This window comes from Streptomyces decoyicus (assembly GCF_019880305.1).
In the GTDB taxonomy this organism is placed as follows: Bacteria; Actinomycetota; Actinomycetes; order Streptomycetales; family Streptomycetaceae; genus Streptomyces; species Streptomyces decoyicus.
This window is the reverse complement of record NZ_CP082301.1, coordinates 7,229,630-7,248,174: the sequence shown is the minus strand read 5'-3', so window position 1 is coordinate 7,248,174 and position 18,545 is coordinate 7,229,630. Positions and strand designations below refer to the sequence as shown.

Below are 18,545 nucleotides of genomic sequence, written 5' to 3'. Positions count from 1 at the left end.
TGCTCCGAAAAACGCCTCCTAAGGGGCGTCGAGGGCGACCAGCCCGGCCAGGGCCTCCCGGTGCCGTCCCGGCGCCCCCAGGGCGATCTCATCGCTCTTGGCCCGCTTGAGGAACAGATGGGCCGGGTGCTCCCAGGTCATGCCGATGCCGCCGTGCAGCTGGATGCACTCCTCGGCGGCACGCACCGCCACCGGCGCGCAGTACGCCTGGGCGACGGCCACTGCCACGGGGGCGTCGGGGCTGCCGGCGGCCAGGGCGTCGGCGGCGTGACGGGCGGCGGCGCGGGCCGAGGCCACCTCCAGCCAGAGCGCGGCCATCCGGTGCTTGAGCGCCTGGAACGAGCCGACGGGGCGGCCGAACTGGGTGCGCTCCGCCGTGTGGCGCACGGTTTCCGTCAGGCACCATTCGGCGACGCCCAGCTGCTCCGAGGCGAGCAGGCCGGCGCCGGTGAGCAGGGCTTGTTCGACGGCGGTGCGGGCGCGGTCCCCGGTGGCCAGGAGGCGGCCGCGGGCACCGTCGAGGATGACGTGGCCCAGGGGGCGGGTGAGGTCGAGCGGGGTGACCGCGTCGGTGCGGACGCCGTCCGCCGAGGCCTCGACCGCGTAGAGCGCCGGGCCGTCGGGGCCCTGGGCACGGACGAGGAGGAGTTCGGCGCCCGCGGCGTCGGCGACCGAGGTCACCCGGCCGGTCAGGGCACCGTCCGCCCCGGCGCGTACGGACGGTTCCGGCAGCCCGCCCGGGGCGGTGGGCAGCGGGACCGCGAGGACACCGACGGTGCGGCCGCCGGCGAGCGCGGCGAGCGGCGCGGCGACCTCCTCCTGGGCGTGGTCGCAGCCGAGCAGGGCGGTCACCGCGATGACCGCGCTGGTCAGATAGGGGACGGGCGCGACGGAGCGGCCCACCTCCTCCAGCACCACGGCGGCCTCGCGGGCGCTCGCGCCCGCTCCGCCGAGCTTTTCGGGCACCAGCAGCCCCGCGGCACCGATCTCCGTGGCGAGCGCGCGCCACAGTCCGGTGTCGTAGGCGACGTCCGACTCCAGTCCGGCGAGCACGGTGGCCGGATCGCCGCGGTCGGCGAGCAGCGACCGTACGGCGGCGCGCAGCGCGTCCTCGTCCTCGGAGTACAGCAGATCGGGGTCGGCTGCCGGGGTGCCGGTCAGGGGTGTCCCGTCGTTCATCGGGGGAGGTCCTTCCACGCGACGTCCTTGTCGGTGCGCGGCTCGGGCGGCAGCCCCAGCACACGTTCGGCGACGATGTTGAGCAGCACTTCCGAGGTGCCTCCTTCGATGGAGTTCCCCTTGGCCCGCAGATAGCGGTAGCCGGCCTCGCGGCCGGTGAAGTCGACGCCGTCGGGGCGGCGCAACGTCCAGTCGTCGTAGGTCAGACCGTCCTCGGCGAGGAACTCCACCTCCCAGCCGCTGATCTCCTGGGCGAGCCGGGCGAAGGCCAGCTTCATACCGCTGCCCTCGGGTCCCGGCTGGCCCTTGGTCAGCTGCTGGCGCAGCCGCTCACCCGTCAGCCGCGCGACCTCGGCCTCCACCCACAGCTTCAGCAGCCGCTGGTGCAGACCGTGGGTGCGCAGTTCGGGCCGTGCGCGCCAGTCGGCGGCGGCCACGCCGATCATGCCGCCCTCGCGGGGGATGCGGGCGCCGCCGATGGCGACCCGCTCGTTCATCAGCGTGGTCCGGGCGACCTTCCAGCCCTCGCCCACCTCGCCGAGGCGCTGGGTGTCGGGGATCCGGACGCCGGTGAGGAAGACCTCGTTGAACTCGGCCTCGCCGGTGATCTGCCGCAGCGGACGCACCTCGACGCCGGGGTCGGTCATATCGCAGACGAAGTAGCTGATGCCGCGGTGTTTGGGCAGGCCGGGGTCGGTTCGCGCGATCAGGATCGCCCAGCGGGCCAGATGCGCGCTGGACGTCCAGACCTTCTGGCCGTCGACGATCCAGTCTCCCCCGTCGGCGCGTACCGCGCGGGTCGCCAGCGCCGCCAGGTCCGAACCGGCGCCCGGCTCGCTGAACAGCTGGCACCACACCTCCTCGCCGGTCCACAGCGGGCGCAGCAGACGCTGCTTCTGCTCGTCGGTGCCGTAGCGCAGGATGGTGGGCGCGGCCATGCCGAGGCCGATGCCGATGCGGCCGGGGTCGTTGCCGGGGGCGCCGGCGGCCTCCAACTCGGCGTCCACGACGGCTTGCAGGGAGCGTGGCGCGTCCAGTCCCCCGAGGCCCTCGGGGAAGTGGACCCAGGCGAGCCCCGCGTCGAAACGGGCGCGCAGGAACTCCAGCCGCTCGGTGGTGGCCGGCGGGTGTGCGGCGAGCAGGCCGGCGGTGCGCCGGCGCAGGTCGGCGGCGTCGGTCATCGGGTCTCCTCCGCTCCGGGCAGGACGACCAGACGGCCGGTGGACGTACCGTCGGCGACCCGCTGGACGGCTTCGGCGGCGTCCTTCAGCGCGAACCGGCCGCCGATGAGCGGCTTGACGGCGCCCTGCGCGGCGAGCTTGGCGAGCTCCTCGTGGCAGGCGTCGACCGCGGCCGGGTCCTTGGTGTTGTAGAGGCCCCAGTGGAGGCCCAGGATCGCGTAGTTCTTCACCAGCGCGTGGTTGAGGGCCGGGGTGGGGATGGCGCCGCCGGCGAAGCCGACGACGATGATCCGGCCCTCGAAGGCGATGCACTTGACGGACTTGGCGTACGCCTCGCCGCCCACCGGGTCGTAGACCACATCCGCGCCGCGGCCGCCGGTGGCCTCCTTGACGGCCGCGATGATGTCGTCACAGCGTCGGTCGAGGACCACGTCGCAGCCCAGTTCGCGGGCGGTCCGGGCCTTGTCCTCGCCGCCCACGACGCCGATGACCTGCGCGCCCGCGGCCTTGCCGAGCTGTACGGCGGCGCTGCCGACGCCTCCTGCCGCGGCGTGCACGAGCAGGGTCTCGCCCGCCTGGAGACGGGCCCGGCGGTGCAGGCCGAACCAGCCGGTCTGGTAGCCGATGTGCAGCGCCGCGGCCTCGGCGTCGTCCAGGGCCTCGGGGGCCGGGCGTACCGTCGCCGCGTCGACGACCGCGAGCTCGGCGAACCCGCCGTCGGGCAGCGGCGGCTGGGCCAGCACCCGCGCCCCGGTCTCACCGGCCGCCCCCTCCCCCACGGCGAGCACCTCGCCGCAGATCTCCACGCCGGGGGTGAACGGCAGCGGCGGCCGCACCTGGTACTGGCCGCGGCACAGCAGGGCGTCGGGGAAGTTGACGTTGGCGGCCCGCACCCGCAGCAGCAGCTGACCCGGCCCCGGCTGCGGGTCCGGCACCTCCTCCAGCCGCATCACTTCACGCGGCTCGCCGTTCGCGTGTACGCGCCATGCCTTCACCTGGTGCCTCCACAACCTTGGATACGCGGGTGGGGCGGAGGGCGCAGCGGCGCCCTCGCCAGCGACATACTAAGCGGTCGGTATCCTCCAGGGAACAGTCTCCGCCACATCACGGCGACAGGCCCCGGCGCGGCCCTCGACGCCCGCGCCCGCGCGCCCCCTCCCCCGGACGGGCCCCGGATCCTGGCAATGACAGGGTCAGGCTCCGGCCCGCCCGATGCCGCAGACTGGCCGGCATGGACTCATCCGCCCTGGACTCCCCCGCCGAGCTGGGAAACTTCCTGCGCACCCGCCGTGCCCGGCTTCAGCCGGAGGACGTCGGACTGGTCTCCTACGGGGCCCGCCGCCGTGTCCCCGGTCTGCGCCGTGAGGAGCTGGCCCAGCTGTCCGGCGTCAGCGTCGCGTACTACACACGTCTGGAACAGGGGCAGAGCCACCACGCCTCGGAGGGGGTGCTGGACGCCCTGGCCCGGGCGCTGCGGCTGACCGACGACGAGCGGGCGCACCTGCGCGCGCTGGCCCGTCCCAGCACGGCTCGCCGCCGCCCCGCGGTGCGCCATGACATGGTCCGCCCCGGCGTACGGCAGTTGCTCGCCGCCGTGGCGGACGTACCGGCCCTCGCACTCGGACCGCGCTTCGAGATCCTGGCGTGGAATCGCCTGGGGCACGCCCTGACCGCCGGACACCTCGACTTCGACAGCCCCGGCCGCCCGCAGGACCGCCCCAACGCCCAGCGGCTGCTCTTCCTCGACCCGCACACCCGCGAGCTGTACCCGGACCGCGACGAGGAGATCCGGCGGGCCGTCTCCTCCCTGCGGGTGGCCGCGGGGCAGCGCCCCGACGATCCGCAACTGGCGGCGCTGATCGGCGAGTTGTCGATGAAGAGCACCGAGTTCAGCAGCCTGTGGTCCCGGCATGTCGTCCGCACCTGCACCTTCGGGACCAAGCGGTTCCACCATCCGCTGGTGGGCGGCCTGGAGCTGGACTTCGAGATGATGCAGACGCCGGACGGCTCCGGGCACGGCGTGATGATGTACACCGCGGCGCCGGGCTCACCGTCCGAGGCGGCGCTGCGGCTACTCGCCGCGGAGCGCGGACCAGAAGTCCGGGTCCTCGAACCCGAGCGCCCATAGGCCGGTGCCCCGTACGCCGTACTTCCTCAGCAGCGGCAGCTGCTCGCGGACCCCGCGTCCGTCCTGGTACCAGACCTCGTGCTCCTCGCCGTCCTTGCGATAGGTGAAGTGCGGGCTGCCGGACACCTCGTCGAAGAGGTAGTCCGCGCCCTCCCGCTCGCGCAGCGCCTCGGCCTCCTTCCAGGTCAGATGGGCCGCGTGGCCGGTGACCCCGCTGATCCAGTCCCAGCCGTAGCCCGGGAAGGCGACCTCGATCTTGTGCCGGGGGACGGTGTCGGTGGCGTAGCGCAGAAACTCCTCGTACCAGTCCTTGGCGGACAGCGGACCGGCCTCGCCGCCCGACCAGTGCAGGTCATAGCCCATGATGCGGAACCGGTCGGCGTACCTGCCGAGCCGCTCGTAGTCGAAGGCCTGGCCGCTGCCGCGGACCCGGGCGAGCACCGTGACCACGCACTGCTTGTCACGGTCGTGCAGCCGCGCGCACAGCTCCTTGACGAGCGCGTTGTATCCGGTGCGCACCCGGTCGCGGTCCTCCCGGTCACCGGTGAGGGCCATCCCTCGTAGTCGAGGTCGATCCCGTCGTAGGAACGGCTCTCGACCAGCTCCAGCAGGGTGTCGACATGGTCCCGCCGCCGCTGCGGATCGTGCATCAGCTCGGCCATCTTCTCGGCGCCGAGGGTCTCGGTCACGGTGGGCACGACATCGATCCCGGCGTCGTGCAGTCCGTCGATGATGTCGCGGCGTCCCGCGCCCGCGTGCCCCGTGACGTCGGTGTCGGAGGAGGCCTCGTACCAGAAGGGGCTGACGGTGTGCAGCTGGGAGGCGTGCCGCAGCGCGTCGCGGTAGGCGGCGTCGATGTCGCCCCAGTAGGGCAGCCAGGCCGAGCCGGTACGTCCGCCGCTCCTCGGGTCCGCCGTCGCCGTGGCCGCCGGGGACCAGAGCACGGTGAGCATCACCACGGCCAGCAGGAGCGCAAGCCCGGGGCGCGCCCGGGTTCCTGATACATGGTCCATTTCCCGAGCGCTACCCGGTCCGCGTTCTGACGTACCGTCAGTACGGCCGAACGGGCGCGCGGCCGGGGGCGGGCCCGGCGCTACGTCCGCCCGGCGCGCTGCTGGGCGTCCCGCAGGGTCTCGGACGGCGTCACCCATCGGGCCCGTATCACCGGGAAGCCGGCCTTCTCGCATGCGTCGCAGACGAGTTCGTCGTCATCGACGACATGGCGGATCTCGCGGTCGCGGGCGATGCGGCGCAGGATCTCCAGCTTGGTGTGCCGGGCCGGGCGCCGGTCACTGTTGGGGCGCATCCACAACCGCCCCTTGGGCAGCCCGTGCCGGGCCAGCCAGGCCAGCGTGTCGCGGCGGCAGCGCTCCGGGCGGCCGGTGAGGTAGACGACCTCGCAGTCCTCGGTGCTGCGCTGCGCCAGGGCCACCCCCTCGGCGAGCGGAGGGTCCTCGGTGGCGGCCGCGAAGAAGGCCTTCCAGTCGCGTGGGGTGCGTTGCAGCAGATGCTGCCGGTGGGTGGAGTCGGCGAGCGTGCCGTCCAGGTCGAAGACCGCCAGTGGGCGCGTCGTCATGCCGTTGTCGTCCTCTTCCGTCGCCGTTGTTCGCCGGACACCTCGGGCACCGTGACCGTGATGCGGCCGGATTCGATCCCCTGTGCGAGGGAGAGGCGATCGTACGCGATCTCGGCGCAGGTCGCGGTATCCATGCGCAGACGGATGTCGGGGCGCTCGGCCGGTCCGTCGGCGTAGCCGGGGCCGTCGTCCGGTCCACCGGAGTCCAGGCGCCCGGCAGCTGCCCCGTCGCCCCCGAGGACGACATGGAACTCGCCCTCGTCGAGGGCGATGTCGACCACCTCGATGCCGTCGGTGAAGTGCCGGGCCAGCCGCGCGACGAGGGGCACCGCGAACCAGTGGGCCCGCACCGCGTCCGTCGGGCGCTTCTCGTCGAGGGCGGGGGCACCCCAGTCGGCGAGGGCGGCGAGCGCCGGCAGCAGCGCGCGGCCGCGGGGGGTGAGCTCATAGACGAAGGCGGCTGCGGGCGGGGCGAGCCGGCGGCGGGCGACCAGATCGTCCCGTTCCATGCCCTTGAGGCGGGAGGCGAGCATGTCGGTACTGACGCCCGGCAGATCGGCGTGCAGGTCGGTGTAGCGGCGGGCTCCGCCCAGCAGTTCCCGGACGATCAGGAGCGTCCAGCGGTCGCCGACGGCGTCCAGGGCTCGGGCGACGGCGCAGTACTGGTCATAACTTCGACGCGGCATGACACCAGCATAGACAGAAGTTGGACTTTCCAAGTCCCCACTTGGTAAAACCAAGTACGGTGTCAACAAGTGCTGCCGCGCCGCGCGGTGAGCGAGGACCGGGAGGCCGCCGCATGCAGTTCAAGCAGTCCAGCAAGATGGCCGATGTCTGCTACGAGATCCGCGGGCCGGTGATCGAGCACGCCGACGCGCTGGAGGAGGCAGGCCACAGCGTGCTGCGGCTGAACACCGGCAACCCGGCCCTGTTCGGCTTCGAGTGCCCCGACGAGATCCTCCAGGACGTGATGCGCAACCTCTCCCGCGCGCACGGCTACACGGAGTCCCGCGGCATCCTCTCCGCCCGCCGCGCGGTGGCCCAGCACTACCAGCAGAGCGGGCTGCCGCAGGTCGACGTCGACGACATCTACCTCGGCAACGGCGTCTCCGAACTCGTCTCGATGGCGGTCCAGGCGCTGCTCGACGACGGCGACGAGGTCCTCATCCCGGCCCCCGACTTCCCGCTGTGGACGGCGGTCACCACGCTCGCGGGCGGCAAGGCCGTCCACTATCTCTGCGACGAGTCCGCCGACTGGCTGCCGGATCTCGACGATCTCGCCTCGAAGATCACCGACCGGACCCGGGCCATGGTGATCATCAACCCGAACAACCCGACCGGCGCCGTCTATCCGCGCGAGCTGCTGGAGGGCATGCTCGATCTGGCCCGCCGCCACGGGCTGATGGTCTTCGCCGACGAGATCTACGACCGGATCCTGTACGACGACGAGGTGCACCACCACGCCGCGGTGCTCGCCCCCGACCTGGTGTGCCTGACCTTCAGCGGACTGTCCAAGTCCTACCGCGTGGCCGGATTCCGCTCCGGCTGGCTGGTGGTCTCCGGCCCCAAGCAGCACGCCGCCGACTATCTGGAGGGCCTGGGCACCCTCGCCTCCATGCGGCTGTGCCCGAACGCACCCGCCCAGTACGCCATCCAGGCGGCGCTCGGCGGCCGGCAGACCATCAAGGACCTGGTCCTGCCGGGCGGCCGGCTGCGCGAGCAGCGCGACATGGCCTGGGAGCGGCTGAACGAGATCCCGGGCGTCTCCTGCGTCAAGCCCAAGGGCGCCCTGTACGCCTTCCCCCGCCTCGATCCGGCCGTTCACAAGATCCACGACGACGAGAAGTTCGTCCTCGACCTCCTGCTGCGGGAGAAGATCCAGGTCGTCCAGGGCACCGGTTTCAACTGGCCGCACCCGGACCACTTCCGCATCCTCACCCTTCCGCACGCCGATGACCTCGACGCGGCGATCAGCCGGATCGGCCGCTTCCTGGCGGGCTACCGCCAGTGACACCGGGCGGCGGAGGTTCCGTGCCGCCATGGCGGCAAAAAGCGCCCCGCCCGGCACTCACTCGAACGGTCGTACCCCTCTTCCGCCCCCGTCCGCCGCTCGCCGGACCGGTTGCCGGTCCCGTCGGCGGGCGGGAAGGCCGTCCTGGCGCCGGGAGGCCGCCGGGGCGCCGTCCGTGGTCTCCCGGCCCGGACGGCCCGCTCGCCCCGTGGAAGCCCGTCCCACCGGCCGCGGCACGAACGCGCCCTTGAGCGCATCGCCCGCAGCAGATTAGGTGGAGGGCGGCAATCCTGCCGCCACCCCACAAGGGAGAGGGATTCCATGCCCGTACGGCCTGCGGAAACAGAAGCGGAGCTGGAAGCTCACCTGCGCGGAATATGCTTCAAGACGGGGCCGCCGCGCCGCATCGGAGTCGAGATCGAATGGCTGGTCCATGACGCGCGCAACCCCCGATGTCCGGTCGAACCGGCCCGGCTGCACAGCGCGGCCGCGACCTTGCGCGCGCTTCCCCTCACCTCCCTGCTGACCTTCGAGCCCGGCGGCCAGCTGGAGCTCAGCTCGCTCCCCGCCCGCTCCCTCACCGAGTGCATCGAGTCGGTCACCGCCGACCTCGCGCTGGTCCGCCCCGCCATGCTGGCCATGGGCCTGGGCATGGCCGGCCACGGTCACAATCCGTGGCACGGCCCGCAGCGGGTGCTGACCGAGCCGCGCTACGACGCCATGGAGGCGTACTTCGACCGCTGGGGCTCCGCCGGGCGGTCCATGATGTGCGCCACCGCGTCCGTGCAGGTGTGTGTGGACGCCGGGTACGAGGAGCCGGGGCCGCTCGGGCACGGCCGGCGCTGGCTGCTGGCCCATCTGCTGGGCGCGGTGCTGGCCGCGGCCTTCGCCAATTCCCCGACCAGCGAGGGCTGCCCCACCGGTTACCGCACCACCCGCCAGGTCGTCTGGTCGCAGCTCGACCCGGACCGTACGCTCGCCCCGCCGCTGGGACCGGATCCGCGCACCGCGTGGGCGGCGTACGTCCTGGACGCGCCGGTGATGTGCATCCGCGCCGAGGACGGGCCCTGGCACTCGCCGGAGGGGCTCACCTTCCGCGAGTGGATCCGGACCGGCGTGCCCAGACCGCCCACCCAGGAGGATCTGGACTACCACGTCACCACCCTCTTTCCGCCGGTACGGCCGCGCGGCCATCTGGAACTGCGCATGATGGACGCACAGTCGGGCGACGCCGGGTGGGTCGTGCCGCTGGCCGTCACGGCCGCGCTGTTCGACGACCCGGAGGCCACGGAACGGGCGTACCGCATCGTCAAACCCCTTGCGGAGACGGCGGGTTCCCGCCCCGCGCCGCGCAATCCGCTGTGGCGGCGGGCCGCCCGCGGCGCGTTGACCGACCCGGAGCTGCACGCGGCAGCGGTGGCCTGCTTCGCCGCCGCACAGGAGGCCCTGCCACGGCTCGGCGCCTCCCCCGAGGTGATCACGGCGGTCGCGGAGTTCACCGAGCGCTATGTGGCACGCGGCCGCTGCCCCGCGGACGATCATCTCGACGCCCTGTACGCCGCGGAGGACGACCTCATAGTTGGGAAGGACAGCCAGTGACCCTCGACCCCGAGCTCCTTCGTGAACGCGCGGCCTCGGCGCTGCTCGCCGCCCGCGACCGCACCCGCCTGCTCACCACCTGCGTCGAGGATCCCGACCTCGTCGCGCAGCACTCCCCGCTGATGTCCCCGCTGGTATGGGACCTGGCCCACATAGGCAACCAGGAGGAGCAGTGGCTGCTGCGCACCGTCGGCGGCCGTGACGCGCTGCGCCCGGACATCGACTCCGTCTACGACGCCTTCGAGCACCCCCGCGCCACGCGCCCCTCGCTGCCGCTGCTGGCACCGGACGAGGCGCACGGCTATGTCGCCGAGGTCCGCGGCCGGGTGCTGGACATCCTGGAGCGCACCCCGCTGCACGGCGCTCCGCTGCTCGACGCCGGCTTCGCCTTCGGCATGATCGCGCAGCATGAGCAGCAGCACGACGAGACCATGCTCATCACGCACCAACTGCGCCACGGCCCCGCGGTGCTCACCGCGCCCGAGCCGCCGCACGCCCCCGACGACATCCTGTCGGCCGAAGTGCTCGTCCCCGGCGGTCCGTTCACCATGGGCACCGCCACCGAGCCCTGGGCGCTGGACAACGAGCGGCCCGCACACCACCGGCTGGTGCCCTCCTTCCTGATCGACACCACACCCGTCAGCAACGGTGCCTACCAGCGGTTCATCGAGGCCGGCGGTTACGAGGACCCGCGCTGGTGGGCCGCGGAGGGCTGGACGCAGGTGCAGGAGCACAAGCTGCGCGCACCGCTCTTCTGGAAGCGCGACGGCGGCCAGTGGCTGCGCCGGAGGTTCGGGGTGACCGAACCGGTGCCGCCGGACGAGCCGGTGCTGCATGTGAGCTGGTACGAGGCCGACGCCTATGCGCGCTGGGCCGGCCGGCGGCTGCCGTCCGAGGCCGAGTGGGAGAAGGCCGCCCGGCACGACCCGGCGACCGGGCGGGCCAGGCGCTTCCCCTGGGGCGACGAGGACCCCACACCGGCGCACGCCAACCTCGGCCAGCGGCATCTGCGGCCCGCCGCCATCGGCAGCTACCCGGACGGCCAGTCGCCGCTCGGCGTACGGCAGCTGATCGGCGATGTGTGGGAGTGGACGGCGAGCGACTTCCTGCCGTACCCGGGCTTTGCCGCCTTCCCCTACCGGGAGTACTCGGAGGTGTTCTTCGGCGACGAGTACAAGGTGCTGCGCGGCGGTTCGTTCGCGGTCGGCGAGGTCGCCTGCCGGGGCACCTTCCGCAACTGGGACCTGCCGGTCCGGCGCCAGATCTTCTCCGGGTTCCGTACCGCCCGGGACGCCGACCCGGCGGCGGACGCGTGAGGGCCGCGGCCAGGACACCCCGGGAGGCCGCTGTCTGATGTGCCGTCACCTTGCTTACCTGGGGCCGGACGTGCCCTTCGGCCAGGTGGTCCTGGCCCCGCCGCACAGCCTGTACCGGCAGTCGTGGGAACCGCGCCGGCAGCGGCACGGCACGGTCAACGCGGACGGGTTCGGCGTCGGCTGGTACGCGCAGGGCGACCCGGTGCCCGCCCGCTACCGGCGGGCCGGACCGATCTGGGGCGACGATCTGCTGCCCGACCTGGCGCGGGTGGTCCGCACCGGCGCGCTGCTGGCCGCCGTACGGGATGCCACCGTCGCCGGTGCGGACGCCGAGGCCGCGGCCGCGCCGTACGCCGCCGGGCGCTATCTGTTCAGCCACAACGGCGCGGTGACCGGCTGGCCGGACTCGCTCGCCCCGCTGGCCGCCGAACTGCCGCCGCGGGAGCTGCTGCGGCTGCCGGCCCGCTGCGACGCGGCGTTCCTGTGGGCGCTGGTCCAGCACCGGCTGGCGCGCGGTGACGAGCTCGGCGACGCGCTGGCCGGCACCGTCACGGCGGTCGCCGCGGCCGCGCCCGGCTCGCGGCTCAATCTGCTGCTGACGGACGGCACCGCCACCGCCGCCACCACCTGGGGCGACACGCTGTTTCACCTGGCCGTTCCCGAGGGCGGCACGGTTGTCGCCTCCGAACCGTACGACGATTCCCCCCACTGGGCCGAGGTCCCGGACCGCACCCTGCTGCGCGCCACCCGGACCGACGTCCACCTGACCCCGCTCAAGGAGTCCGCCACGTGAGCCCGCTCAGCATCACCCGCACCCTCCCTGCCGACGCCACCGCGGCCGCGCTGCGCGCCGATGTCGCCACGGGCCTGACCCGTACCCCCAAACAGCTGCCGCCCAAGTGGTTCTACGACGCGCGGGGCAGCGAGCTGTTCGAGGACATCACCAAACTGCCCGACTACTACCCGACCCGCGCCGAGCGTGAGATCCTGCTCACCCGCGCCGACCACATCGCCGCCGCCACCCAGGCCCGCACCCTGATCGAGCTGGGGTCGGGCTCCTCCGACAAGACCCGCCACCTCATCGGCGCGCTGGGCGAACTGCACACCTATCTGCCCATCGACGTCAGCGAATCGGCGCTGGCCGCGGCGGGCGAGGCGCTGCTCACCGAACACCCCGGCCTCAGCGTGCATGCGCTGGTCGCCGACTTCCAGCAGGGCATCGAACTCCCCGGCACCCCCGGTCCGCGGCTGCTCGCCTTCCTCGGCGGCACCATCGGCAATCTGCTCCCCGAGGAGCGCTCGGCGTTCCTGCACTCCGTGCACGGCATGCTCTCCCCGGGGGATGCACTGCTGCTCGGCACCGACCTGGTCAAGGACGAGGCCACGCTCGTCGCCGCCTACGACGATCCGCAGGGCGTGACGGCCGCGTTCAACAAGAACGTCCTGGAGGTCATCAACCGCGAGCTGGGCGGCGATTTCGACCCCGCGGACTTCGACCATGTCGCGCTGTGGAACGCCGACCGCGAGTGGGTCGAGATGCGGCTGCGGGCCCGTAAGGACCTGGGCGTCAAGATTCCCGGAGTGGACCTGGCAGTGAGTTTCGCCGCGGGCGAGGAACTGCGGACCGAGGTGTCGGCCAAGTTCCGCCAGGAAGGCGTACGGGCCGAACTGGCCGCGGCCGGACTGGAGTTGAACAACTGGTGGACGGACAGTGCGGACCGCTTCGCGCTGTCGCTGTCCTTCCGCGTCTGATTTCCGCCCCTTGCCGGCCGGCGTGACCATTCGGTCCGCCGGCCGGGTGCCGTCCGCACGCTCCCCGTGGTTCGATGCCCCGACCGCAGGTGCGCACCGGGTACGCCGCTGCGCACACACGCAGACTCGACGGACAGGGGAAGCGGCATGGGGCTGGGACTGGATCGGCGGGGTTTCCTCCGGGGCGCGGCCGGGCTGTCGGCCGCCGGAGTGCTGGCGGGCGTCGGCAGCGGGCAGTTCACGGCCGGGGCGGCCCAGCGCCGGGCGTCCGTCCTGTCCGTACAGGACTGGATGTCGGCGCTCGGCGACGCCACCCCCGTCCAGCGGCTGACGATCCCGGGCACGCATGACTCGGGCGCCCGGATGGGCGGCCCCTGGGTCGCCTGCCAGAACACCTCCGTCGATGCCCAACTCAACAGCGGTGTCCGCTTCCTGGACGTCCGCTGCCGGGCCATCGACAATGTCTTCGCCATTCATCACGGCGCCTTCTACCAGGAGCTGATGTTCGGCGATGTGCTCAACGCCTGCCGGGCGTTCCTGACGGCCCACCCCTCCGAGACGGTGCTGATGCGGGTCAAGCAGGAGTACTCGGAGGTCGGCGCGGAGGAGTTCCGCCGGATCTTCGACATCTACCTGGACGACAAGGGCTACCGGTCGCTGTTCCGGCTCGACGCCGGTCTGCCGACGCTCGGTCAGGCCCGCGGCAGGGTGGTCCTGCTGGCGGACTCCGACGGTCTGGGCGGCGTCCGCTACGCCGATCCGCAGCTGTTCGACATCCAGGACGACTACATGGCGGAGCCGTTCGGGAAGTACCCGAAGATCGAGGCCCAGTTCCGCAAGGCCGTGACACAGCCCGGCAAGCTCTTCGTCAACTACGTCAGCACCTCCGCCCTGCTGCCGCCCCGCTCCCACGCGGACCGCCTCAACCCGCAGGTCAGGAATCTGCTGGCGGGCTCGGAAGGGAGCGCCTGGACGGGCCTGGGTATCGTCCCGATGGACTTCCCGAACGAGTTCGGCCTGGCCGAGACGCTGATCCGGCACAACCTCGCGGGCCGGGGAGTGCGGCTCGCGGCCTGAGCGAGAGCCGCCGGGCACGCACGGGACGGCGTGCCGGAAAAGGCCGGGTTCGGCCTCGACGGGGGCACGGCGCGGTTCACCCGACCGGCCCAGCGGAGCGCGTTCCGGCAGCGCGGCCGGCCCGCTCCGCTCGGCCCGGCCCTCGGGCCCCTCGAATGGCGGGTACGCCGGGTGTTCCGGTGCGGTTTGTGCCGTGATCTTCGACGCCTGCGCGGAATGATCCGCCGACTGACCGAACCACGGCGCGCACCCCTGCATCAGACTGGGTGAAATGTCTGGTTCCGGTGTTGCCCGCGTCCGACGGGGTTTCGCCGGCTGATGCGGGGAGGCGGTGGCTGGTGGCGACGAGCGAACGCGGGACCGCACCGGCGGACGGCGCCGGGGCGGACCAGGACGCCGGGATGCCTTCGGCGGCGGACTGCCTCAGTCCCGATGGGCCGACCTGCACGGGTCGCGGCCGGGCCGGCGTTCCGCTGCGCGCGACCCTGGCGCTCGGGGTGCTGACCGTGGTCGTGGGCAGCACAGCGCTGGCCCTGGGGTCCCCGTCGCGCGATCCGCTGCTGGCCGCCGGGGACACCGCCACCGGCTCCTATCTCGCGACCCGGGCCGACGGCGACCAGGCCGCCGCCGCGGTGCTGGCCGGCCCCTACCAGGAGCGTCCGGGGCCCCCGGTGACGGCACGGTACGGCGGCGGGACGGCGGCGGCCCCGCTGTCGGCGTCCCGGCCGTTGCAGGCGGCCCCGGCGCCGCCCTCGCCGGCGGTCGGCGCGCTCTTCTCCCCCGCCGACGACGGTGAGCCGTTCCACCACTGCACGGCCAGCGTGGTGCACGCCCCGGCGGGCGACCTCGTCGTCACGGCCGCGCACTGTGTGCACGACGGCGGCTTCCGTACCCGGCTGGTGTTCGCGCCCGGCCTGCACGACGGGTCCGCGCCGTACGGCCTGTGGGTGCCCACCCGGATCCAGGTCGATCCGCGCTGGATCAGCGACCGGGACCCCGATCACGATGTGGCGTTCCTGCGGGTGCGCCAAGCGGGACGGGCGGGGGGCCGTATAGAGGACGTCACCGGGGCCGAACGGATCCGGTTCGACGCGCCGGCCGGGCGCCCGGCACAGCTGACCGGCTACCCCGAGGACCAGGACACACCGGTCAGCTGCCGGCACACGGCGGACGCCCAGAGCCCGACCCAACTCCGCTTCGCCTGCCCGGGGTTCCCGAATGGGACGAGCGGCGGCCCGATGCTCACCGACCTCGACCCGGCCACCGGCACCGGATCGCTGATCGGCGTGATAGGCGGTCTCGACGGGGGCGGTGACGACCTCGTCTCGTACAGCAGCCGGTTCGGCAAGGACATTGCCGCGCTCTACCGGCGGGCGATCAGGAAGCCGGGCCCGGGGGCCGCACAGCCCGGCTCCCGGGCCGCCGCGTCCGATCTCAGGCCCCGCGCGGCACCACGGCCTTGAGGACCGACGGCAGCGGATACCAGTCGGCGGTGGCGAAGCTGGCATGCGCCGTGGCCAGTTGGCGGACCCGGGCCAGCGCCTCCGCCTCGGTCGGACGGGTACCGTCGATGACCGGCGGCACGTTGTGTGCGTCGGTCATGATGAGCAGGTAGTGGCGGGAGTCGTACCAGGAGGTGTCGATACTGCCGTTCAGATAGGTCGCGGCGTCACCGTCGAAGACCACGAACCAGGGGCGCAGCGCCGGGTCGGCGTAGCGCTCACGGGGGTCGCCGGGCGCGGCACCGTGCACGGCGGGGAACGCCGTCGACTGCGCCAGCTTTCCTTGCGCCGCGAGGTCCTTGAGGTGGCCGGCGTACTCCACGTCCGTCCACAGCTTGTCGAACGGGTTCTTCTCCTCGACCGTGCCGGGTATCAGCTCGAACAGGAACTTGCCGGCCAGATCGGCGCGCGAGGGCCAGCCGCCCGCCCGCACCGCCTCGTCGGCGGTGGCATGGCCGCCGGTGAGGTCCCCGGGGCCGTAGACCGCGTCGCCCAGCTTCTGCCGCACCAGCGCATCGAACTCGGCGGGGCCGCGGCCGCCCTTGGCGTTGAAGCCGTCCTTCATCTCGACCTTGAACAGGATGGGACGGTGGTCTGGGTGCGCGTCGTGCCAGGCCTTCATGTCGGCCAGGCAGCCGGCGAAGTCCTGGTCCCGCTTCTTGGTGCGCAGCTCCGAGGCGTTCGCGGCACCCTCGCAGTTGCTGTTGTTCCCGAGCGGGTTGCTGTGCGAGACCCGCCAGGAGCGGCCCAGTCCGTTGGACCAGAGATCGAGTTCGAGCAGGGCGGCGCCGGAGTCCAGGGCGTCCGCGAAGTAGCGGTACTTCTCCTTGTCATAGGCGTTGTGAACGCCCACGGACGTGCTGGTGCCGTATGTCGTGGCGGCCGGCTCGGCGCCCGCCGGCCCGCTCACCGCGATCACTGCCGCCGCCGCGACGGCAGCCGTCCCCACACACCGCTTCCCGTTCATGTGCCCCGCTTTCCCTAGGTATGCGGCCGTCCGGCAGCCGGCTCGGACGCCGCTTCGACCGGTCGGTCGCCCGGTCGATCGGGCAGCAGCGTACGGGAGTTCGACACAGGAGGGAGTGTGGGGGCAACGGGGGGTAGGAGAAAGGCGGATCACTGGGACCGGCCGGGGAGGGCACATGACCGACAAACACCGCACCGACAGAGCACCACGCACCGGACTGACGCTCGCGGCGACCGTACTCACCGGGACGGTCGCCCTCTATCTCGCCCTCGTCGCCTTCGGCAATATCACCGACTTCGACACCAACCGGCAGTTCGTCCGTCATGTCCTGGCCATGGACACCACGTTCAAGGACCCGGAGCTGATGTGGCGGGCCCTCACCTCGCACACGGTGCAGGACGCCGCGTATCTGGCGATCATCGCCTGGGAGACGGCGGCCGCGGTGGTGCTGCTCGCGGCCACCGCGCTGTGGGCCGGCGGCGCACGACGCGGCAGCGTCGCCCGTGCCCGGCAGGTGAGCACGGTGGGGCTGCTGATGGTGCTGCTGCTGTTCGGTGCGGGCTTCCTCGCGATAGGCGGCGAGTGGTTCGCGATGTGGCAGTCCAAGGACTGGAACGGGCTGGAGGCGGCGACCCGCAACGTCACGTTGGCCGGGATCGCGCTGGTGGTCGTGCATCTGCCGGGGGTGACGGGGAAGCACGAGGGCGGGGAGTAGCCCACACCGCGCCACGGCCCGTCGCACCGCCCCACCGCGGTGCGGCGATCAGGGATGTGACCGAGATACGCGCCAAAGGGGCAACGGGATGATCTTGAAGCACTGATCCGCTCGGATTTACCTGCGGCGACGTGCAGCGGGGTCGCGTTCGGCGACGTGCCGGGCGACCGAGTCGACGCCGGGGCGGGCGTAGCGCTCCAGGGAGCGGACGGAGGCGTGGCGGGAGCGGGCCAGCAGCATCGGGGTGGAGGTGCCGTCCTCCGCGTCGTGCGTCAGGGCACTGTGACGTAGCCGGTGAAGCGTCCAGCCGTCCAGGTCCTCGATGTCGTCGGGCGAGGCGAGGGGGTTTGCCAGCAGCCGGGTGTTCTCCTCGAAGATCTCCTCAGCGCGGCGGTAGGAGAGCCGGGCCCGGCCGGTCTCCGGGCACACGTCGAGCGTGGGTGTTCCGGCCGGGGCCTTGCGGTCGGTGAGGAACAGCGGGCCGCGGGTACGGCGGGCGATGAGGCGGGGCAGGAGCTGGGCGGTGCCGGACTGCCAGTGGATCCACTCGGTCGCCCCGCCCTTGCCCTCCGGGTCCTGCCGCAGTAAATGCGTCCACCTCGCCCCGGCAGCCGGATTGGTCCGCCGCAGGTCGCGGTGATCACGGTAGGCGCTCTGCCGCAGTAAATACGGTATTTACTGCGGTAGTTGCGAATACGTCTCCGCGATCGAGTAACCGCCCGAATGCGTTTCTGCTGTGTGGACTTGAGGGGAGTGAGTGGCCTGTCAGTGCCCGGGGCCAGCATGCTTACCTGGGTCATGCCCCAGGCCCTCCGTCACGGGCAGGCACTCGGCGAGCAGGTCGACGACGTCGCGCCAGGCTCGCTGCGCGTGCTGTGGGTGGTAGCCGACGCCGGGACGCACGGTGTGGTCGACCGGCGGGTGGTGGAAGGCGTGCAAGGCGCCGCCGTAGACCGCGAGGCGCCAGTCGACGCCCGCGGCCTGCATCTCGGCGGTGAACGCGTCCCGTTGCGCGGGCGGCATGATCGGGTCTTCCGACCCGACCCCGGCCCACACCGGGCAGCGAATGCGCGCCGCCTCGCCCGGTCGGCCCGTGGTAGTTGCGTTGACTGTCCCGATCGCGCGCAGGTTGACGCCGTCGCGCCCGAGTTCCAGCGCGATGGCGCCCCCGGTGCCGTAGCCGACGGCGGCGATCCGGTCGGGGTCGGTCCGCGGTTCGGTGCGCAACACGTCGAGCGCCGCGTGGCCGATGCCTCGCATCCGGTCGGGGTCGGCGAGCAGCGGCATGCAACGGGCCAGCATCTCCTCGGGGTCGCCCAAATAGCGCCCACCGTGAAGGTCGAAGGCCAGCGCTACATATCCCAGCTCGGCGAGAGCATCGGCCCTGCGGCGCTCGACGTCGCTGAGCCCCGTGCCCTCCGGTCCGAGCAGCACCGCGGGCCGGCGGTCGACACCGGCCGGGAGCGCGAGGTGCCCGATCATCGTCAAACCGTCGGCCGGATACTCGACCGTACGCGTCGTAATCGTCGTCATGAGACTGGA

At 72.6% G+C, this 18,545-nt stretch carries 18 protein-coding genes; 9 read left to right on the top strand and 9 right to left on the bottom strand.

Annotated features, from left to right (window positions below; translation table 11 throughout):
• Positions 1 to 18 precede the first annotated feature (18 nt).
• From K7C20_RS31645 to K7C20_RS31635, 3 genes are read right to left on the bottom strand one after another with little or no spacing between them, the layout of a single operon-like run.
• Entirely contained in the window at positions 19 to 1,179 is a 1,161-nt protein-coding gene (locus K7C20_RS31645; RefSeq protein ID WP_053209293.1) for an acyl-CoA dehydrogenase family protein, read from the bottom strand.
• Entirely contained in the window at positions 1,176 to 2,360 is a 1,185-nt protein-coding gene (locus K7C20_RS31640) for an acyl-CoA dehydrogenase family protein (RefSeq protein WP_053209292.1), read from the bottom strand. The genes K7C20_RS31645 and K7C20_RS31640 overlap by 4 nt, the downstream gene beginning before the upstream one ends.
• Complete coding sequence (locus K7C20_RS31635) at positions 2,357 to 3,355, bottom strand: NADPH:quinone oxidoreductase family protein (RefSeq protein ID WP_053209291.1); 999 nt, start codon at positions 3,353 to 3,355, stop codon at positions 2,357 to 2,359. The genes K7C20_RS31640 and K7C20_RS31635 overlap by 4 nt, the downstream gene beginning before the upstream one ends.
• 236 nt (positions 3,356 to 3,591) lie before the next feature.
• Here K7C20_RS31635 and K7C20_RS31630 point away from each other — a divergent pair, with 236 nt between their 5' ends.
• On the top strand, positions 3,592 to 4,488 hold the full coding sequence (locus K7C20_RS31630) for a helix-turn-helix transcriptional regulator (protein WP_030078130.1): 897 nt from the start codon (positions 3,592 to 3,594) through the stop codon (positions 4,486 to 4,488).
• Here the strand turns inward: K7C20_RS31630 and K7C20_RS38570 are convergent.
• From K7C20_RS38570 to K7C20_RS31615, 3 genes are all read right to left on the bottom strand, one after another.
• Complete coding sequence (locus K7C20_RS38570) at positions 4,432 to 5,043, bottom strand: glycosyl hydrolase family 18 protein (protein WP_245171194.1); 612 nt, start codon at positions 5,041 to 5,043, stop codon at positions 4,432 to 4,434. The genes K7C20_RS31630 and K7C20_RS38570 overlap by 57 nt on opposite strands.
• A gap of 538 nt (positions 5,044 to 5,581) precedes the next feature.
• Positions 5,582 to 6,064, bottom strand: coding sequence for a phosphatase domain-containing protein (locus K7C20_RS31620; protein WP_030078128.1), 483 nt, complete (start codon positions 6,062 to 6,064; stop codon positions 5,582 to 5,584).
• Positions 6,061 to 6,750 carry a winged helix-turn-helix transcriptional regulator gene (locus K7C20_RS31615; RefSeq protein ID WP_048829008.1) on the bottom strand — a complete coding sequence of 230 codons (690 nt, stop codon included), beginning with the start codon at positions 6,748 to 6,750 and terminating at the stop codon, positions 6,061 to 6,063. The genes K7C20_RS31620 and K7C20_RS31615 overlap by 4 nt, the downstream gene beginning before the upstream one ends.
• A 113-nt stretch (positions 6,751 to 6,863) precedes the next feature.
• Between K7C20_RS31615 and K7C20_RS31610 the strand changes: the two genes are divergently transcribed.
• The 7 genes from K7C20_RS31610 (at position 6,864) to K7C20_RS31580 (ending at position 15,282) form a co-directional block, all read left to right on the top strand.
• Positions 6,864 to 8,075: a pyridoxal phosphate-dependent aminotransferase gene (locus K7C20_RS31610; protein WP_030078125.1), complete on the top strand. Its 1,212-nt coding sequence runs from the start codon at positions 6,864 to 6,866 to the stop codon at positions 8,073 to 8,075.
• A 321-nt stretch (positions 8,076 to 8,396) separates the two neighbouring features.
• Positions 8,397 to 9,674: an ergothioneine biosynthesis glutamate--cysteine ligase EgtA gene (egtA, locus tag K7C20_RS31605; protein WP_030078124.1), complete on the top strand. Its 1,278-nt coding sequence runs from the start codon at positions 8,397 to 8,399 to the stop codon at positions 9,672 to 9,674.
• Positions 9,671 to 10,990 carry an ergothioneine biosynthesis protein EgtB gene (gene egtB / locus K7C20_RS31600; RefSeq protein WP_053209290.1) on the top strand — a complete coding sequence of 440 codons (1,320 nt, stop codon included), beginning with the start codon at positions 9,671 to 9,673 and terminating at the stop codon, positions 10,988 to 10,990. The genes egtA and egtB overlap by 4 nt, the downstream gene beginning before the upstream one ends.
• 37 nt (positions 10,991 to 11,027) lie before the next feature.
• On the top strand, positions 11,028 to 11,783 hold the full coding sequence (egtC, locus tag K7C20_RS31595; RefSeq protein ID WP_053209289.1) for an ergothioneine biosynthesis protein EgtC: 756 nt from the start codon (positions 11,028 to 11,030) through the stop codon (positions 11,781 to 11,783).
• The gene (egtD, locus tag K7C20_RS31590; RefSeq protein ID WP_030078114.1) at positions 11,780 to 12,742 is read left to right on the top strand and encodes an L-histidine N(alpha)-methyltransferase; all 963 of its coding nucleotides are present in this window, start codon (positions 11,780 to 11,782) and stop codon (positions 12,740 to 12,742) included. Before egtC ends, egtD begins: the two co-directional genes overlap by 4 nt.
• Positions 12,743 to 12,889: 147 nt before the next feature.
• Positions 12,890 to 13,819 carry a phosphatidylinositol-specific phospholipase C gene (locus K7C20_RS31585; protein WP_030078112.1) on the top strand — a complete coding sequence of 310 codons (930 nt, stop codon included), beginning with the start codon at positions 12,890 to 12,892 and terminating at the stop codon, positions 13,817 to 13,819.
• Positions 13,820 to 14,157: 338 nt separating this feature from the next.
• Entirely contained in the window at positions 14,158 to 15,282 is a 1,125-nt protein-coding gene (locus K7C20_RS31580; protein WP_053209288.1) for a trypsin-like serine peptidase, read from the top strand.
• Here the strand turns inward: K7C20_RS31580 and K7C20_RS31575 are convergent.
• A complete protein-coding gene (locus tag K7C20_RS31575; RefSeq protein ID WP_053209287.1) occupies positions 15,254 to 16,288 on the bottom strand; it encodes a phosphatidylinositol-specific phospholipase C domain-containing protein in 1,035 nt (344 codons plus the stop codon). The two genes, K7C20_RS31580 and K7C20_RS31575, sit on opposite strands and share 29 nt — an antisense overlap.
• Positions 16,289 to 16,463: 175 nt before the next feature.
• On the opposite strand from K7C20_RS31575, the gene K7C20_RS31570 reads away from it, so the two are divergent.
• The gene (locus K7C20_RS31570) at positions 16,464 to 17,003 is read left to right on the top strand and encodes a DUF2165 domain-containing protein (RefSeq protein ID WP_048829007.1); all 540 of its coding nucleotides are present in this window, start codon (positions 16,464 to 16,466) and stop codon (positions 17,001 to 17,003) included.
• 117 nt (positions 17,004 to 17,120) lie between these two features.
• On the opposite strand, the gene K7C20_RS31565 is transcribed toward K7C20_RS31570, so the two are convergent.
• The gene (locus K7C20_RS31565) at positions 17,121 to 17,432 is read right to left on the bottom strand and encodes a site-specific integrase (RefSeq protein ID WP_245171192.1); all 312 of its coding nucleotides are present in this window, start codon (positions 17,430 to 17,432) and stop codon (positions 17,121 to 17,123) included.
• 336 nt (positions 17,433 to 17,768) lie between these two features.
• Entirely contained in the window at positions 17,769 to 18,536 is a 768-nt protein-coding gene (locus K7C20_RS31560; RefSeq protein WP_053209286.1) for a dienelactone hydrolase family protein, read from the bottom strand.
• Positions 18,537 to 18,545: the final 9 nt, after the last annotated feature.

Coding starts and splice junctions, on each gene's coding strand:
- K7C20_RS31645 (WP_053209293.1), bottom strand. CDS start 1,179: ATGAACGACGGGACACCCCTGACCGGCACCCCGGCAGCCGACCCCGAT.
- K7C20_RS31615 (WP_048829008.1), bottom strand. CDS start 6,750: ATGCCGCGTCGAAGTTATGACCAGTACTGCGCCGTCGCCCGAGCCCTG.
- egtC (WP_053209289.1), top strand. CDS start 11,028: ATGTGCCGTCACCTTGCTTACCTGGGGCCGGACGTGCCCTTCGGCCAG.
- K7C20_RS31585 (WP_030078112.1), top strand. CDS start 12,890: ATGGGGCTGGGACTGGATCGGCGGGGTTTCCTCCGGGGCGCGGCCGGG.
- K7C20_RS31620 (WP_030078128.1), bottom strand. CDS start 6,064: ATGACGACGCGCCCACTGGCGGTCTTCGACCTGGACGGCACGCTCGCC.
- K7C20_RS38570 (WP_245171194.1), bottom strand. CDS start 5,043: ATGGCCCTCACCGGTGACCGGGAGGACCGCGACCGGGTGCGCACCGGA.
- K7C20_RS31570 (WP_048829007.1), top strand. CDS start 16,464: ATGACCGACAAACACCGCACCGACAGAGCACCACGCACCGGACTGACG.
- K7C20_RS31630 (WP_030078130.1), top strand. CDS start 3,592: ATGGACTCATCCGCCCTGGACTCCCCCGCCGAGCTGGGAAACTTCCTG.
- K7C20_RS31640 (WP_053209292.1), bottom strand. CDS start 2,360: ATGACCGACGCCGCCGACCTGCGCCGGCGCACCGCCGGCCTGCTCGCC.
- K7C20_RS31610 (WP_030078125.1), top strand. CDS start 6,864: ATGCAGTTCAAGCAGTCCAGCAAGATGGCCGATGTCTGCTACGAGATC.
- K7C20_RS31560 (WP_053209286.1), bottom strand. CDS start 18,536: ATGACGACGATTACGACGCGTACGGTCGAGTATCCGGCCGACGGTTTG.
- K7C20_RS31575 (WP_053209287.1), bottom strand. CDS start 16,288: ATGAACGGGAAGCGGTGTGTGGGGACGGCTGCCGTCGCGGCGGCGGCA.
- egtA (WP_030078124.1), top strand. CDS start 8,397: ATGCCCGTACGGCCTGCGGAAACAGAAGCGGAGCTGGAAGCTCACCTG.